The sequence below is a fragment of the Nonlabens marinus S1-08 genome (assembly GCF_000831385.1).
GTDB classification, from domain to species: Bacteria; Bacteroidota; Bacteroidia; order Flavobacteriales; family Flavobacteriaceae; genus Nonlabens; species Nonlabens marinus.
In genome coordinates, this window is sequence record NZ_AP014548.1 from 2113954 (window position 1) to 2129171 (window position 15218).

The 15218-nt window shown below is 39.3% G+C and carries 14 protein-coding genes; 3 read left to right on the top strand and 11 right to left on the bottom strand.

From position 1 onward, the window contains the following. Positions 1-15: 15 nt before the first annotated feature. The 4 genes from NMS_RS09705 to NMS_RS09720 form a co-directional block, all read right to left on the bottom strand. The gene (locus tag NMS_RS09705) at positions 16-441 is read right to left on the bottom strand and encodes a hypothetical protein (protein ID WP_041496529.1); all 426 of its coding nucleotides are present in this window, start codon (positions 439-441) and stop codon (positions 16-18) included. A 2-nt stretch (positions 442-443) separates the two neighbouring features. Then, entirely contained in the window at positions 444-1334 is an 891-nt protein-coding gene (locus tag NMS_RS09710; RefSeq protein WP_041496530.1) for a 3-hydroxyacyl-CoA dehydrogenase family protein, read from the bottom strand. A gap of 105 nt (positions 1335-1439) precedes the next feature. Then, the gene (locus NMS_RS09715; protein ID WP_041496531.1) at positions 1440-2408 is read right to left on the bottom strand and encodes a Gfo/Idh/MocA family protein; all 969 of its coding nucleotides are present in this window, start codon (positions 2406-2408) and stop codon (positions 1440-1442) included. A gap of 38 nt (positions 2409-2446) precedes the next feature. Further along, a complete protein-coding gene (locus NMS_RS09720; RefSeq protein WP_041496532.1) occupies positions 2447-2647 on the bottom strand; it encodes a hypothetical protein in 201 nt (66 codons plus the stop codon). Positions 2648-2732: 85 nt separating this feature from the next. Between NMS_RS09720 and NMS_RS09725 the strand changes: the two genes are divergently transcribed. Further along, on the top strand, positions 2733-3374 hold the full coding sequence (locus tag NMS_RS09725; RefSeq protein ID WP_041496533.1) for a protein-L-isoaspartate(D-aspartate) O-methyltransferase: 642 nt from the start codon (positions 2733-2735) through the stop codon (positions 3372-3374). Positions 3375-3408: 34 nt separating this feature from the next. Here NMS_RS09725 and NMS_RS09730 read toward each other — a convergent pair whose 3' ends face one another. After that, entirely contained in the window at positions 3409-5661 is a 2253-nt protein-coding gene (locus NMS_RS09730; RefSeq protein WP_041496534.1) for an FUSC family protein, read from the bottom strand. A gap of 126 nt (positions 5662-5787) precedes the next feature. Beyond that, positions 5788-7236, bottom strand: coding sequence for an FAD-dependent oxidoreductase (locus NMS_RS09735; protein WP_041496535.1), 1449 nt, complete (start codon positions 7234-7236; stop codon positions 5788-5790). A gap of 186 nt (positions 7237-7422) precedes the next feature. Between NMS_RS09735 and NMS_RS09740 the strand changes: the two genes are divergently transcribed. Next, a complete protein-coding gene (locus NMS_RS09740) occupies positions 7423-8610 on the top strand; it encodes an MFS transporter (RefSeq protein ID WP_041496536.1) in 1188 nt (395 codons plus the stop codon). Positions 8611-8637: 27 nt separating this feature from the next. Here the strand turns inward: NMS_RS09740 and NMS_RS09745 are convergent, their stop codons facing one another. Both NMS_RS09745 and NMS_RS09750 read right to left on the bottom strand, forming a co-directional pair. After that, on the bottom strand, positions 8638-9573 hold the full coding sequence (locus tag NMS_RS09745) for a hypothetical protein (protein WP_148311369.1): 936 nt from the start codon (positions 9571-9573) through the stop codon (positions 8638-8640). A gap of 76 nt (positions 9574-9649) precedes the next feature. Next, entirely contained in the window at positions 9650-10780 is a 1131-nt protein-coding gene (locus NMS_RS09750) for a sensor histidine kinase (protein ID WP_052476892.1), read from the bottom strand. Between the two features lie 194 nt (positions 10781-10974). On the opposite strand from NMS_RS09750, the gene NMS_RS09755 reads away from it, so the two are divergent. Next, positions 10975-11820 (top strand): sugar-binding protein, encoded by an 846-nt coding sequence (locus NMS_RS09755; RefSeq protein ID WP_148311370.1) that lies wholly within the window; start codon positions 10975-10977, stop codon positions 11818-11820. A 169-nt stretch (positions 11821-11989) separates the two neighbouring features. On the opposite strand, the gene NMS_RS09760 is transcribed toward NMS_RS09755, so the two are convergent. From NMS_RS09760 to NMS_RS09770, 3 genes are all read right to left on the bottom strand, one after another. Next, positions 11990-12724, bottom strand: coding sequence for a DUF6263 family protein (locus NMS_RS09760; RefSeq protein ID WP_052476896.1), 735 nt, complete (start codon positions 12722-12724; stop codon positions 11990-11992). Positions 12725-13039: 315 nt separating this feature from the next. Beyond that, positions 13040-13978: an endonuclease/exonuclease/phosphatase family protein gene (locus NMS_RS09765; RefSeq protein WP_041496538.1), complete on the bottom strand. Its 939-nt coding sequence runs from the start codon at positions 13976-13978 to the stop codon at positions 13040-13042. A gap of 97 nt (positions 13979-14075) precedes the next feature. Beyond that, positions 14076-15191, bottom strand: a complete 1116-nt coding sequence (locus tag NMS_RS09770) for a DUF2914 domain-containing protein (RefSeq protein WP_041496539.1) — start codon at positions 15189-15191, stop codon at positions 14076-14078. Positions 15192-15218: the final 27 nt, after the last annotated feature.

Here is a 15218-nt window from a genome sequence, read left to right on the forward strand (position 1 = left end):
TGAAGAAACTATTTTTTAAAGCATTTTAGTAATTATAATTTGTCTTCTTTTTTCAATAGACCCATCAATTTCCTTAGAGGTAAATATGACTTTGTAAAGATCGTACTCATTCAAGTTTAATATTTCTTGATTTACTACACGCTCTATTTCATCAGCCAAACTCTGCGTTTTTTGCTCTTCACCTATATTAAGGTTCGGATCGTTTATCTGTATAGTAAAGCCTAAAAAGGATTTTCCATTTTTTGTTCCTGACTCAAAACCAATATTAACATCCTCAACTTGAACGATTTTTTCAACTTTAGATAAAAACTCTTCATTGCTGCTTTTCATCACAGGCATACCTACAGGATCCTTGGCATTAAATACATTCCTTATTCGATCAGAATCAACACATGAGTTTGAAATCAAAGCGACGATAAAAACAAGCAGAATATTCCTCATAACTATTTTTTAAATGCGTTTGAGATTTTTTCTGCCTTTCTAGATTCTGAATAATCATAAAAACCTTCTCCGGATTTCACACCTTTTTTGCCGGCCATGACCATATTCACCAATAGCGGACATGGAGCATATTTAGGATTCTTAAAGCCATCGTACATCACGTTGAGGATGGAAAGACAAACATCTAGTCCTATAAAATCTGCCAATTGTAATGGCCCCATCGGGTGTGCCATTCCTAGTTTCATTACGGTATCGATTTCCTCCACACCAGCAACACCGTTGTACAAAGTTTCAATCGCTTCGTTGATCATAGGCATTAAAATCCTGTTCGCTACAAATCCAGGATAGTCATTTACCTCCATAGGAGTTTTCCCTAACTCCTCAGATAATTTCATGATCGTGTTTGTCACTTCATCGCTGGTGGAGTATCCTCGAATGATCTCGACCAACTTCATAATCGGTACTGGATTCATAAAGTGCATCCCAATGACCTTGTCAGGTCTTGAAGTTACTGCTGCAATTTGAGTAATGGAGATGGAAGAGGTATTAGTCGCAAGAATACAATTAGACGGAGCAGACTCGTCCATTTGCTTAAAAATCTTCAATTTCAAGTCCAGGTTTTCAGTCGCAGCTTCAACAATCAAATCTGCATTTTTAACGCCATCAGGAAGTGATGTGAAACTCTGGATGTTATCTAAGGTTTCCTTTTTGTCTGCTTCAGAAATCTTCTCTTTAGCGATCATTCGATCCAGGTTTTTACCAATGGTAGAAAGACCGCGATCAATGCTCTCTTGTGAAATGTCCACTAGAGAAACTTGAAAACCGGATTGTGCAAAGGTATGTGCGATGCCGTTCCCCATGGTTCCGGCGCCGATGACTGTGATATTTTTCATTTTATAGTATTATGTGTTATGTACAAAGTATTAAGATTGATTTGAACTACACAGCTGTTCTCGACTGCGCTCGAACTGAGATGATGTGTAATTCAGACTTCGTTTCTAAAGCGATTTGAAATTCTCTATAATTTTCAACGCGACATCTAATGCAGATGTTCCATCCTCTAGATTAACGATAGGTCTGGTATTGTTTTCAATGGCATCTGCAAAGGTTTCTAGCTCCATTAAAATGGCGTTTGATTCTTCAATATCAGGGTTGTCAAAGTAGATTTGCTTTTTGATGCCTTCTGCATTTTGTAGAATCATATCAAAATCTCCTGGAACTTCCGGAGCATCTTTCATGCGGACCACCTCAACTTTTTTAGTTAGAAAATCTACTGATATGTAGGCATCCCGTTGAAAAAACCGGGCCTTACGCATTTTCTTTAGGCTGATCCTACTGGCTGTTAAATTAGCCACACAACCATTCTCAAACTCGATACGGGCATTAGCAATATCTGGAGTTTCAGAAATGACACTCACCCCACTAGAACTTACGGACTTCACAGGACTTTTCACGACGCTCAAAATAGCGTCAATATCATGAATCATTAAGTCTAATACCACGCTCACATCTGTTCCTCGCGGGTTAAATTCTGCCAGACGGTGCGTTTCAATAAACATCGGGTTTTCAATGCGGTCTTGCACAGTCCTGAAGGCATCGTTGAATCGCTCAACATGTCCTACTTGCCCTTTGACATTATGCTTTCGCGAAAGCGATATTAACTCTTGAGCCTCTGCAACGGTAACCGTTATGGGTTTCTCAATAAATAAATGCTTTCCAGCCTCTAGAACTTTCTTGCCGCTCTCGTGATGGTAGGTGGTAGGAGTGACTACATCTATCATGTCACAGGCTGCGATGAGCTCGTCTATATCAGGAAAATAGGTGTATCCCAAGGAGGCTTCTACCTCTCGTGCGTACTCTGGATTAGAATCGTAAAAACCGACTAGCTCATAGCGGTCGGATTGCTGCAATAATTTCAAATGGATTTTTCCCAAATGTCCTGCGCCTAGAACGCCTGCCTTCAACATAAATGGTGTGTTTCCCACAAAAATAGGGATTTAGATGGTTAGTTGATGAGTCTTTGAGCTGTGAGTCTGTGAGTTTTGTTTTTTTGGGCGTTTCCATCCCGCTTTTGGCGGGATAGTCGGGCTTTACGTTGCAAGTCCTCGTCCCGCTTGTGGCGGGACTGTGGGCTTTTCACTTCAATCCCTAACGCATCTAAATTCAAAATTCTAATCGACCATCTGGCATTTGATTTTTTGAACATTGCAACTACTACAGCTGTGAATAAGTACGTTTAAATAGGTTGTAGAAAACCACAAGTTTTGAGGTCGTAATTTTACTTTTGTGTCATCAAGGATGATTTTATACATAAAGGGAAACGGCGCCATCTAGTTCAATTGATGCGCGATAAGGGCATTGCGGACACTACTGTGCTGGACGCAATGAATAAAGTGCCACGTCATTTGTTTCTGGACAGTTCCTTTTTAGAACATGCCTATAAAAACAAGGCATTTCCTATAGGGGCAGATCAAACGATTTCGCATCCCTACACGGTCGCCTTTCAAAGCGAATTATTGCGCGTACAACCAGGCGATAAGATTCTAGAAATAGGGACTGGTAGCGGTTATCAATGTGCTGTTCTTCTAGAAATGAAATTACAAGTGTATACGATTGAACGCCAAAACGAATTGTTCAAACGTACCAGCTCTCTTTTTAGAAAACTACAGTACCGTCCACGTAAGTTTGTGTTTGGTGATGGTTATAAGGGTCTGCCTGAAGAGGCGCCTTTTGATGCCATAATCGTGACCTGTGGCGCACCAGAAATTCCAGATGCTTTATTGAGCCAATTAAAAATAGGAGGCAGGCTTGTGATTCCCGTGGGAGTAGATCATCAAATAATGACGCTAGTCGTGCGCAATTCTGAAACTGACTTTTCAAAGACGACTTATGGCGAATTTAGGTTTGTTCCCTTTCTAGGAGGGAAAGAGTGAATTTGATAGGATGCACCTAGAGCTGGGTATTAAATCAGGTTTCCTGCAAGGATACGCCATACCTCTCTGTTGCTTTTTCTAAATTAGAGGATAGGGATTCTAACCAATTCATATGGTTGGCAATCAGATAGGCCTCCTGCAACCTGTGAAGGGTTTCCGTATCTAATTCTGTATTTCCTTTTTTGATGTTTTCATCCCGTAGATTAGACAGCTGTTCATATTTCTCTAATAAGCTTTCTTGGGCCTCTTCAATGGTTTCTTCTTCCATTTTAGAATCTAAAGGTTCTTGATCTAAACGATCTACAGATCGTTGCAGCGCATTGGTTATTTTATGCAGCAACGTATTGAAACCTTCAGAAGCAGGTGTCGTTTGATGATTGATGATAAAATTACCTATGGAGGCAATAGCACTGATCATGGTTTGATTGAGCGTCACCATTTCGTATATCAATTGAAATTCCTTTCGCTTTGATTCTGGTTCTTGAGTCAATCGTTGGAAGGCAGCGTTCAAATTGCTTACCGCTAAAAAGGCATTCTTTCTGGCCAGATTATACGGTAATTTATAAGCAGTGCGATCTTGATACAATTTCTGAGTGGCCAGCAAATACTCTCTATTCATTTCAAGAGCATTGAGCAATTTAGGCTTCAATGTGTTTGCTTCCCAACTGGGCAAAATCGTATAGTTAGCGATTACAGCAATGACAGCACCTATCACAGTGTCGAGAACGCGGTATTGAATCACCTCAAAAGCATCTGGATTTATAAGTGAATACAAAAAGACAATACTAAGCGTGATCAACGCTGCTGCAGACTTGTAATTAAGCTGCAACATGGCAAAGGCTAGGATTAATGAGAAGTAAGCTAGCAGTGCATAGACTACCGTGTTTTGCGTGAGTAACACGACTCCTACAGCAATCGCTGCACCTATAAGCGTACCGATGATACGATCTTTTGAGCGCGCCTTAGTGAGTCCATAGCTGGGTCGCATGATTACAATAATGGTGAGCAAGATCCAGTAGGTATTTTGAATCTCAAAAAAGTAACCTAATGCATAGGCAAAAACCATGGCTATAGTGAGGCGCAAAGAATGCCGGAACATGTTAGATTTCCAGTTTAAATTTTGCCACAGCACGTTCCATCGATATTCCTGCAAGGTCAAGAACTTGCTGGAATCCTGCCTTTTCAAAGACACTCTCGAGGCATCCTTAACATTGGCCATCACCCGCCTGATCGCTCTTATTTCTTGTAGCAATTGTTCTTGATAATCGTATAAATTTTTAAGGATTAATGCACCTTCACGTGCTTCAGGTAACTTCACTACCTCTATAAAATCTGTTATGGAGGTATTGGCTTTCGCCAAAGCGTGCAAAAGGACATTCTTCTTAGGTATTTTGTCTTTTTGTATGAGCAGTTCCGCAAGACGGATCAAGTGATTCCCCATGACCTTGTTCAGCTTTTTAGAGGCTTTTAGAAATCGTTTGTGGTCTTCAAAAACGTCATCAATAATTTCATAATTCAAATGCTTCGCTTCAATAAGCTCAAATATTTTGATGGAAGACAAAAATATCAACAATTGTTTTTCTTCATACCTAGATCTCCCAGAACGCTTACGGGCGGTGAGCAAGGTTTCTCGTAAGGTTTCTTGCTTTTCATTGATCTGCGTCTGCAACGCAAAGGTTTTCTTTAAGCGATCATCTCTTTTCTCTTTCTTAGAGAGTAATTTACCTCGCAGTTTTAAGTATTCTCCCAGTAAGAGTAGGGTATCTGACAACAGCTGATTCTCATCCTTTTTAGGCGACAACCTTTGAAAAACCATAGAGACTATCAAGTACCATAGCCCACCTATGCCCATTAGTGCTACTTGAAGCAAAATTTCCACAGCTGACTCTTTCTGCACTGCAAATGCAATCACTAATGCCAGCAAACCAGAAAATGATACCAGAGAAGCTCTAAATCCATAAACAGAGATAAGAGCTACTAAGAAGGTGATCAACGCAATAGCTGCCAATAAAAAAGGAAAAAAGGGTTTCAAAAACAGAATAATGGTCGTGATGACCATGGTCAATAAAATACTTACTAAAATGGCGTTTACCTTACGCTTGTAACTTCCAGGTACATCACCAGGAGCATTCAAAAACGCTCCTACAACCACGGCGGGAGCATATTCAAAAAGACCTAGAAGATACAAGACGCCAAAAGGTACTGCAATCGCAACTCCCAAGCGTATACCACGATCAAAGTTGGTGCTCTTAAGAAATAATTCTAATTGTTTGAATTTTTCGTTCAAAGGATTTGCAATTTATCGGGAAAGTTAGAGCAAATATGATGGAGTGAAGGAAGGTTTAAGAAGCATTTCTAACTTCAACGAATAAGTCATTTCAAAAATTCAGTTCTAAAACTTCTATTTACTAATTTACTTTAGCATCCGCCCTCGAGGAGCATCGGCCTCTTGTAAGACAATATCAGAATGTAAAAATTGAGCCGCTGCAGCAGAATCTTTGACTTTACGGGCACTACGTTTCATCATTTCAGATTCAAAAGGTTGAAGCACATGTTTCCTCAAGTCATCACTTTTTTTACTAGATCCCGGCTGGCAGCCTTTAGTGATTTCCCGTGCAAGCGATAGGGCGTCTAACAAGGCCTGGTTTGCTCCTTGACCTTTAAAAGGACTCATAGGGTGCGCTGCATCACCTAATAAGGTCACTGCTCCGCAATTTTTTAAATGTTCTAGTTGAAGTAGTTCTCTATCGTACACGGGATATCCAGATACTTGCTTCACAGCAGTAGCTTCTATGATTTGAGGTATGGGATGGTGCCAGGAGGACGTGATGCGATGCGCTTCTTCTTTTAGAGAGAATGAACCTTGCGAACTCAGGGCTTTCGCTTCTTTCTCTGTTAAGGGATAACTCAATTGCCACATGATGGAATCTTTATTATAAGGCATCATATAGATGCGTTCCTGACCATTAGCTGTTTGAAAAACTGTAGCCGAATCTAGCAATTCACTATCAAAATCGCCAAGTCTAGACAATGGACAAATTCCTAAGATAACGATACAATCAAGGTATTGTAAGGGCGCTTTAGTGTCTAGTACAAAATCTCGCACTGCACTTCGTATTCCATCGGCTCCTACGACCATACCTGCCTTAATTTTTTTTAGCGTTCCATTGAATTGAAAACTCAAGTCAATGGAATCAGAGCCAGTATGGAGTGCTACTAGTTGATGTCCCCATCTTATGGATTGGGATTCTTTTAGTTGTTGTAGTAAGGCCAGTCGCAAAGATTGTCTGGCGATGTGAATATTTGTTCGCTTAGCTTCTGAGGTTTCATTGGACTCCATCCATTTTCTCAAGCCCCATTCTCCTAAAATCGTTCCGTCTGTATGATGAACTACATGACGGGTAGAAACCACGCCGTCTTTAAGAGAGGTGATGCCAAAACCATCCATCGCTTTACTTGCTTGTTGCAAGGTGAGTCCGTAGCCTTGGGATCTTGCGTCAAAACTATCGTCGCGTTCAAATAGCGTGAACGGTATCCCGCGATGCAGGCAAGCTACAGCTAAAGCGGTACCGCCTATACCGCCACCTATGATGGCTACATGTGGGTAGCGTTCTGTATCAGCTTCAGGTGCTTTTTCGTCAGGCAATAGTCCAGATCCTGAGCAGTGGGAACAAGTGGTCAGGTGGCCTTTAGGTGGTGTGGGGATCTCAGTCGCTCCATTGGACTTTTTAAAGTCTATCAGTGCTTGTTGATAGCGCAATTTTGCTTTCTTGCGTATGCGTTGGCTTTTTTTACCACGTCCTTGGCATTTGGGACACATGCTCCAGCTTCCTTGATGTTTTTTTGGTTGTAGTTCACCCATGCCCACAAAGGTACTACATCGCAGAAAGGCTTTATGATTTGATGCGTTTGTGAAGAAGTTCGCTTTCGCGAAAGCGTAAACTTTAAAGATCTCAGAACCTATGACGAAATCTTTAAGTATATCTTTTGCATTGCAATCTTTTCAAAAGTCACAAGTGTCGTTTCTTTACAGCCAAAATTCAAGTAGATGAAATCATTGCAAATGATTCTTTCCAACCGAAACTATTTTGCTCCTTCCTGGGTGTTTTCATCTGTGAATATATTGATAGGTACGTGGATTTTATACATTCCTCACATCAAAATGAAATTTGCGCTGGATGATTCCCAGGTAGGTTTTGCGCTATTTTTTACGGCTATCGGATTGCTTATCTCTATTCCTTTCGTACCGTATTTGAACAAAAAGCTGGGTGTAGGTCGCAGTACGCAAATAGGCATTTTAGTTCTAGCCGTATTGTTCAATCTTCCGCTTTTGGCGGCTAATTACATAAGTCTTTGTGGGAGCTTGTTGCTCACTGGAATTTTGTCTGGTTTTACAAGTACCTCGATGAATTCCTTGGTTTCTATTATTGAAAACAGAAATAACAACAACTTCATGTCTGCGGCACACGGGTTTTTCAGCCTCGGCGGATTCTTAGGTGCTGGAATAGGTAGTTTTCTGATCTTACAGTTCTCTAATCCTAGTTATCACATGCTGTTGATGTCCTCACTGGTGATTGTTACAAATCTTTTCTTATCAAAAAATTACAGTGCTATTAAAGAAGCACCACAGTCAGAGCACCAAGAAAAAACAAATATTTTCAAGAATATCAATCCTGTGTTTGGGCTCTCGATTATAGCTTTTATAATCTTTTTTAATGAAGGTGCCGTGGAGCACTGGAGCAATTTATTCTTGTTTGACATGGTTCAGGTAACAGAAAGCCAAGCAGGATATGGGTTTGTGATTTTCTCGTTAACGATGACGCTGGGAAGATTTCTGGGGGATGGCGTGAGTAGGAGGTTGGGCTCTATAAAAACCATGGGAGCTGGTTTGATCATCGCAGCGATGGCTTATTTACTGATCTTGACAGCAGACTTATTTATCAGCGTTCTAGGGTTTGGGGTCTTAGGTTTAGGTATTTCTGTAATCATTCCTGAACTGTTTCGAATGGCGGGCAGGTCTAAGCAATTGAGTACATCGGTAGCAATTTCGGTGGTGTCAGGTATTGGGTTTTTAGGTTTTTTAGTCGGTCCTGTATTGTTAGGGTTTATATCTAACTGGAGTAGTTTGATGATGAGCTATGTATTCCTATTGCTTTTAATAATCACTGCTTTTGCTCTTGTAGTTTTCCGATTGAGATCAAAGTATTCAGCATCAAAGACTGAGATTACTGAGTGATTTTTTATGTTTGAGTAAGTGAAAACGCTAGTCCGCTGAGAGCCAATGCAACACATTCCTCACAAATTCAATATTTTCTAATGCCGCTGGGGTATTGAAACCTACTTTAAAGGTGTTCCCATTTTGAGAAATCGTTTGAGCTGTAAATAATGCTGCTTCTCCAAATACGGCTATTTTCCCTTTACCGTAATTCATAATCGCGCCTTGATACTGATCCTTAAGATTCACTTGTAAGGTGGAATCATCAAATTGCCACGCAATCTCAGGAACAAGACATCGATCATTTTGATTGAATTTTAGGATCCCAAGAGCTTCATCAGGCTTCCTGAAAGAGGATCCTGTGAATGAAATGACTTTATGGACAGCAGCTCCATAGGTCCCATCTGTCAGGATGCTGTTTGCTAGTCTGTTGTTTTCAACTGTGAAGGCTTCATATCCTTGATCTTTATCAGATAACTGTGCAAATCCATCACAAAAATCAAAACCGAATGCATTGGCCAGCTCGTTTGCAGCGCCGGCAAAAGGCATGTGGTCTGCAATGAGAAGCAATCTTCCGCCATTATTAACCCAAGACTTGATCGTAAGAATTTCATCTTCCGCAAAAGCTGGATAGATAGGACGCCTCCAATTCCCCTGATTTTTAGAATTGATGGGGTTAGCGATGACCAGCACCTTAACTTCACTTAATGCAGTGTTTGAGCTGAATTTTACAAGCTGGTATCCATCTCGTTCTGCCAGTTTAGCAAAAGGAGCAAAGCCACCATCCAGCTGATGTAAATTGTTGTGTTTTCCATCAATGTAAATGATAGGAGCGTCATTGCCGCTATAGCGCGGATTGTCAAATTGAAACTGGAAAAGGGTATCCGGCTGCTGTTGTGCCTGCATGGAGGTGATGGCACATATACCTAATAAGGCGGTAAGTAAGAGTTTGCTGTACATATTATAACCCCAATTCTTTTTCAATACTACTTCATTATTATTTGTCAATTGCTGTAGCGAGCAAATTTAAAATTGCCAATCTTTGAAATGGGCTCCATTTTTATTGCTCATATTTCTTAAAATATAAACTGAAGGTGGTACCCTTATCTACTTCACTTTTCACTTCAATTTTCCCGTCCATAGCCTCAATTTGATTTTTAGTAATGAACAAGCCTATACCTTTTGCATCCTTGTTGCCGTGAAATGTTTTGTACATTCCAAACAGCTTTTTACCAAATTGTTTTAAGTCAATTCCAGTTCCATTGTCTTGTACGTGTAGTATAATAAAATCCTCAGTTTCCTCACTGGTAAAAACAACGGTGCTTTGACGTTCCTTGGAACCGTATTTAATTCCATTGGTAATTAGGTTCAGGAGGATACTATCTACATAGGAGGCAACTCCTAATATCATCAATCCTTCATCGACGTTATTTGTGATATCTGTGTCTGAGTTTTGAGCAAAAAAGGTATTACTTGCTATTGAATTTTCTACCGCCTGGTTTAAATCAATAGGTTTGAGGTTGTCTTTAACGCTGGTGTTGATGGTTACAATCTCATTTAAATGATTGATCGTCTCTTTTAAATTGCTAGAAGCTGTCAATAAATGTGAAAACAACTCGTCTGTTTCGAACTCTGTATGTTCCATGATAAAAATACTTAGGAGCATCTCAAAATTAGTGGAATGGGATTTTAAGTTATGGGATACGATATGTGCAAAGTTGTTGAGCCGTTCATTTTGCTCCCTCGTTTGCTCAATAGTTTTAGTCAACTCTAATTCCTTTTCTTTTAGTGAAGTAACGTCAGTGTGCGCTCCTAACATTCGTATGGGCTTGCCTTCATCATCACGTATGGCAAGACCGCGACATTGTATCCATACGGTATGACCTTCTTTATGTTTGTATCTGACTGTTTGATCATAAGGAAAGTCAGGATTCTGAAAATGCTTTTGGCAATTCTCCACCGCTAGCTCTAGATCTTCAGGATCAATAATACTTTGCCATGCAGCTGCCTTATGCGGCATTTTTTCAGGATCGTAACCTAGGGTAGTCCAAAATTTTGGATTCATCCATTCCTCTTCCATGTTTTCAATATCCCAATACCACAATCCGTCGAGCGCAGAGTCTTGGATAAAATCAAATATTTTAGGGTCTTTTTGTATTAATTTGTACAGTTCTTTTTTGAGATAGTTCATTCAAAGACTAATTAAGGGGGGTTTTTACTTTAATCCAATTGTTACATAATGTACAACTTTCATCAAACACCTATTTTTATAGGCCTGCTTTTAACATATATTCAATGGAATCAATGTGAATTGAAACGGAGGTAAAAATCTACGTACAAGAAGAACGCAGCTATTTAAAACTAGATTTGAAAAACTAAGCTAAATTGAATTATAAAATCATTACAACCACGACAACTAATTTTTTCTTGTTCTGGAAACTTCTATCGATCAGTGTCTTTGTGGCGTTCATAAGCTGTAAAACATCTATTGCGCGTAAATCTCAGAGCACGATGGTTCATCCTTGTGAACCATTTGATGCTTTTGAACAAGTTCAAGCCATGGAAGACGGGAAACTTACCGCATACAAATCAAAGGTGCCAATTGTAATTGATGGTTGTATTGCTGATGAGGTTTGGTCACAATCGGATTGGTACGATATGAATTATATATGGATGGGAGATCCTGTTGCTCTGGAAGATTATCAGGGACGTTTCAAAGTAGCTTGGGATGAGGACTTCCTTTATCTAATAGTCGCAGTGAATGATGATTTTTTAAATCCTACACTTAAAGATGGACTCGAGAACTACTGGAAAGGAGACTATGTTGAGGTTTTTATTGATGAGGATGGGTCAGGTGGAGACCACAAATTCAATCATCAGGCTTTTGCTTATCATGTTTCTACTGAAGGACATGCGATCGACAAAAACACCCAAGAGGAGACCGTTTTCTTTGATGACCACATCAATGTACAACGATCGCAAAATGGATCTATGTACGTCTGGGAAATGGCTATTAAACTCTACGGTAAAAACTTTGATGAAAATTCTAACGCTAATATTCCAGTGTCAATAAAAGCCGAAAAGCGCATCGGTTTTTCAGTCGCGTATGGAGATAATGATGGCCGCTTAACTCGTGAAAACTTTATGGGATCTAAGAAAACACATGGCGCCAATAATGATGAAGGCTACATCAATGCTGATGTTTTTGGGAGTCTTTTATTTAAAGAATAAATAGATCTTCAAACTACTCTTAGAACCGTCAAACCATAAAACGTAATTTTTAAAAACTTGATAGAGCTGAAGCAAAACTAAAAAGCTCCATTTTTCTATATGTAGAAGAATGGAGCTTTAAATTTTACGATGGAAATTCTATATCTCGAGGACAGAAACCTGTACTATGTTATTTCTTGGTCATTTGAACATTAGAAGCTACAGTAACCTCAATCCCTTGGGCTGACACTGTGATTTCTGTATCTGAAGTCTTAGCCGTTCCTGTGCTGATTTCTACTACAGATTCCCCTGTCATAGATCCAGAACCTGCACCAGACACGTCTCCTTTTATGTCTAGATAAACCATGCCATCAGCAATTTTAGTCACGGTGTAGGTGGTTTTTACGTTCATTCCTTGATTGGAGTTTTCTGTGGTCCAGGAAGATCCTACACTTACTTTTTCTTTAGGATAATTAATGGCAGCTTGTCCAGTTGTAAATTGATCGATTCCAGGTACAGCAGGCTCTGATGTTGTTTCCAGCGTATTTCCATAAACGTCTATGCTGCTATAAATCACGGCATTCATCATGGGGCTCAATTGAGATTTTAGCATTTTTCCTGTGGCATCCAGTTCCTCATCACTTTTAGTAGAGTCATAAGTCATTGACATCCCGCCTTGATTTATATCCATAGAAACTGAAGAAATTTTAGACTCTGTTTTGATAAGGTCGTCAGTAACTTCCGCTACTTTCATGTCCATGAGTATGGTCATGTCTGTACCGCCTTGAATTCCAGTCGATTGTTTTTGAACTACTTTGACCTCATAGGTATCACCTTCATTATAATTGAGACGTAATAAGGCAGATTCTTGGCCATAGGCCTGAATGGATACTGCGAGGAATAATACTGCGATTAAGTTTTTCATGCTTTTGTTTACGGATAATTAGTTTTTAAAACGTGCTTTTAAAGCCTGTTTCTTAAAATTAGAAACTCAAATTTAGTGCAATTCCATCAATAATAAATGATGAAAAGCTATAGAGGCGTCTCGTTTTCTTTTTGCACCTTAGAAACATCATAGTGTGGAAATTCTATAGTGATCTCAAGCCGTTGATCTGAAACGCTGCAATTAGCTTGTTAATAAGTTCGCTTTCGCGAAAGCGAAATTCCCATCAAACCCACTGCAAGCAAGTGAATCCATGCTTAACTACAGCAAACTCAAATAAATAACGCTGAACTTATTTTAATGGATGCCCACAGTGAGGCTAATGGGCAAATGATCTGATCCAATATTTTTACCAGTGGATCTTTCTAGAACGGTTATGTTTTTTGAAACGAGGAAGTGGTCTAAAGTGGTTTGGAACAACAGATAGTTTGCCGGCCAGGTGGGTAACAGGCCGAAACCTAGCCGGCTGTCTTTCAAATCTCCTCTGGTAAGCTTCCTGAAGTGATTAGAGAAAGAGGAGGTGTTGAAATCTCCAGCGATGATAAGGTGGTCTGAATAAGTAGCTCGGTTTTCTAAGATGTTGGAGAGATGGGTATTCCTATTTTCAAACGTCTGTTGACTGATAGGCGGTATAGGATGTGTTGCAATCAATGACATGCTGATATTTTCAATGAGAAGATTTGCAATAATGGATGGCTTGCTATTCAATTCAAAATAATCAGCCGTGCCTTGCATTTTGTATTTGCTCCATACAGTAATTCCAAAGTTATCATTCCTAGGCATCAGCTTGCGGTATGGATAGGCTTCCATGATAGGCTCTAGTGCATCTTGCCAGGTAGGAGTGAATTCCATTAGAATTAAAACATCAGGGTCATCTTCAGTAATGTACTGGAGAACAAGCTCTTTCTCTGAATTACTGGAGTGCAAATTGATACTCGTAAATTTCACTTTTTTATGGGATGGCAACTCGGTAGTGTTGCTCTGGAAGTAGTAAGGAGCTATAAAATAGCCGTTCCATAGAACGGCAGAGCTTAACAAGACTAACAGTACTATTCTCCTTTTAATCAAGAAGAAGCAGCTTATGAGCAATACGATGGATAGGGTGAGATACTGGAATTTAAAATTTGAAAAGATGTCAATCAACCAATAATCAGCAGCAATATTGGGAAGGATAGAAGCTACTACAATCGCGATTGTAGCGATCCAAAGGGATTTCTGTACTATGGACTTATTCATGATTTTAAATTACTCAATAGCATCCAGATTCTTGCTTTTTGTACTTAATAGGTCTTAACAGCTTTCTAATTTCAGTTTTGCGGTAAACTCACTATGGTCAAAACTTTTCTTCTACTAGGGAGGTGGAGTCTAAGGAACTTCCAATTATAATTTCAAAATCGATAACACCTATAATCAACTCTTCCTCTGTAATGACTTCAACTTTCCAAAGCCCTGGTTTAATGTTCTTTTTGTAGGTATAACCGCGGTAACCAGCATCTCTGCCTCCAGTAATTTGATAACCTATATCATCGACAATTTCCCAAGTGTCGGTGCTATCGTTATGCCATTTCCAACGATGAAATATGGATTTCTTAATATCCGTTGGGGCAAATATGGATGTGAATACAAATACCTTTTCACCAGGAACGGCTGCAAATTCTAGATGGTGTTTTCTCCAGAATATATACCATTCATTGGCTTCATAAGTGACCACATAATGGTTGTTCTCTACTTTAACATCATGTGCTACCATACCACTATCTAATGCAAGAGGTACAGGTGGTATGAGGTTGAAAAAATAAAATAAATTAATCGTGGTGTAAATGACTACTATAAAACTGATCATTTTTTTTATGCCAATCTCCAAACGGGTGCTGTAGCTGGTTCTATAAATAAAAAGTATAAAAGCCATGGTGAAGGCAAGACTTACAAAACCTGAGATAATAAAAACATAAGTGTTCATTATTTTAATAAATACAGGTGTGATAAAAGTGAAAAACGTAAAATTCACAAAAAAGTAAACACTGAACTGTAAATACTTATTTGATATTCTCTTTTTAAGAAACTCGTTCGCAATAAATAAGGCAAGGAGAATGATAAAAAAGGTGACTGTTTTAGACAGAGAAACACTCCTAAAGAAATAAATTACAAACGCACTTGAAAGACCCCCAAAGAAAAACTGAATGGCTAGTGGTAAGTACATCTCATATCGTTTCAGAAAGCTATTTTTCCACTTACCATCATCAGCTATATTGTAGAGATAAATGCTTAGTGTCAATAAGGTCATGTAGGTGCATAAGGCAATTAAATCATACAACCGATCAATACGCCCAAGAGTTAAAGAGTCGAGAATGAATCCACCGACGAAAAAAAGTAGTGGAGCATATTTTTGATTTGCCTGAAAGGTTCTTGCAACCTTACTATTTCTAACCTTGACTAGAGTTCTTTTCATAGGAATCGTGAAAGAGCTGGAAAGTTA

Coding starts and splice junctions, on each gene's coding strand:
- NMS_RS09705 (WP_041496529.1), bottom strand. CDS start 441: ATGAGGAATATTCTGCTTGTTTTTATCGTCGCTTTGATTTCAAACTCA.
- NMS_RS09710 (WP_041496530.1), bottom strand. CDS start 1,334: ATGAAAAATATCACAGTCATCGGCGCCGGAACCATGGGGAACGGCATC.
- NMS_RS09715 (WP_041496531.1), bottom strand. CDS start 2,408: ATGTTGAAGGCAGGCGTTCTAGGCGCAGGACATTTGGGAAAAATCCAT.
- NMS_RS09720 (WP_041496532.1), bottom strand. CDS start 2,647: ATGTTCAAAAAATCAAATGCCAGATGGTCGATTAGAATTTTGAATTTA.
- NMS_RS09735 (WP_041496535.1), bottom strand. CDS start 7,236: ATGGGTGAACTACAACCAAAAAAACATCAAGGAAGCTGGAGCATGTGT.
- NMS_RS09740 (WP_041496536.1), top strand. CDS start 7,423: ATGAAATCATTGCAAATGATTCTTTCCAACCGAAACTATTTTGCTCCT.
- NMS_RS09750 (WP_052476892.1), bottom strand. CDS start 10,780: ATGAACTATCTCAAAAAAGAACTGTACAAATTAATACAAAAAGACCCT.
- NMS_RS09760 (WP_052476896.1), bottom strand. CDS start 12,724: ATGAAAAACTTAATCGCAGTATTATTCCTCGCAGTATCCATTCAGGCC.
- NMS_RS09765 (WP_041496538.1), bottom strand. CDS start 13,978: ATGAATAAGTCCATAGTACAGAAATCCCTTTGGATCGCTACAATCGCG.
- NMS_RS09770 (WP_041496539.1), bottom strand. CDS start 15,191: ATGAAAAGAACTCTAGTCAAGGTTAGAAATAGTAAGGTTGCAAGAACC.